Raw genomic sequence first — 1,236 nt, forward strand, 5'->3', positions numbered from 1 at the left:
AAAAATAGAAAAGACCTATAACCTTTCATCGATTATGTCAAAAAGAAGGAATGAACTTATATGTGGCGTATTGGTTTTATGTAATGTGATGGAAGCTGCAGGTACTGGATTTGATAAAATTGTAGAAGAGTATTCTGCGGTGGATGATAAGCATAAGCCATATATTTATTCCACTTCAGATCATTTTACGTTAGTTCTGCCTGATCTTACTTATGAAATGGGAGTTGAAGCAGAACCAACAGAAAATCTTATATTTGCTCCAATTCCAAATGGAAGTAAATATGATGAAAAAATATTATCTTATTGTTACAACAATGCAAAAACAATTGCAGAAATAACAGAGTATCTTGAAGTGAGCAATTCTTCATATTTTAGAAATAAAATTATTAATAACTTGGTTGAAAATGATTATCTTATCGCTGATGAAGATGGAAGAACAAAATACTATAAGACAAATCATAATACCGTAGAACTGGCATAATGGCTTGTTTGTTTTATAAGATTTAGATGATTTGCTTTGAGGTACTGAGCCAGAGGGAAGAGCCACCCGAAGGGCATGCTATTGAATAAAAGCGTAATGAAAATGATAGACTTGTGAAACGGCGGAGAAAAACTTGCTTATGAGTTTACTTCGCCGTCGGTAATTAGTTTTAATCATTTTCATTGCGCTTTTTTCAATAGTGGCGGATGAAAAAAGAGAGAGACAACTGGCGAAATGTATCCGTTTACACGCTTTACAGCTAGAGGTGTTTACCACCTCAGAGCGTGAACGGGTAAACGGATATAAGGTGTTGTTATAGAGATAAGTACTTGACTGAATATGATAAATAATATAGTATTAATGTGTAAATTTTATTTATTATATTATTTCACTTTATGACAGTTTTGATACTACTGTTGCTTGAATGAGTGAAACCTATGATGTATTTATGCGGAGGTTAAGTAGTTCAAGTTTTTAGCTGAATAATTAAGTTGAAAGGCTAATGGTTTTAAAGTATCAATAGTTATGATGTAACTTGACAATCGGAAAGTACGATATTCGAGAAAGGGGTATTCGAATTAAAAGAAGAGCCTATCGTTCGGAGCTGTACCGAAGTGCGATAAAGCAGTAATCCAACGTCCTGGGATTATAAACAAAAGGATAAACAGCCAGAAGTTGAAAAAATATCTGGAGAAGTTGATTGCTTCTACTCAATAATCCGATAGAATCCTTACTACCGTAGAATAATAAAATAG

Annotated in this window: 1 protein-coding gene; it reads left to right on the top strand. The window is 33.3% G+C overall.

What is annotated here, in order from left to right; all coding sequences use genetic code 11:
* On the top strand, window positions 1–481 hold a 481-nt coding region (locus BM102_RS14145), incomplete at its 5' end, for an ATP-binding protein (RefSeq protein WP_278335558.1).
* Window positions 482–1,236: the final 755 nt, after the last annotated feature.

This window comes from Pseudobutyrivibrio sp. JW11 (genome assembly GCF_900115355.1).
In the GTDB taxonomy this organism is placed as follows: domain Bacteria; phylum Bacillota; class Clostridia; order Lachnospirales; family Lachnospiraceae; genus Pseudobutyrivibrio; species Pseudobutyrivibrio ruminis.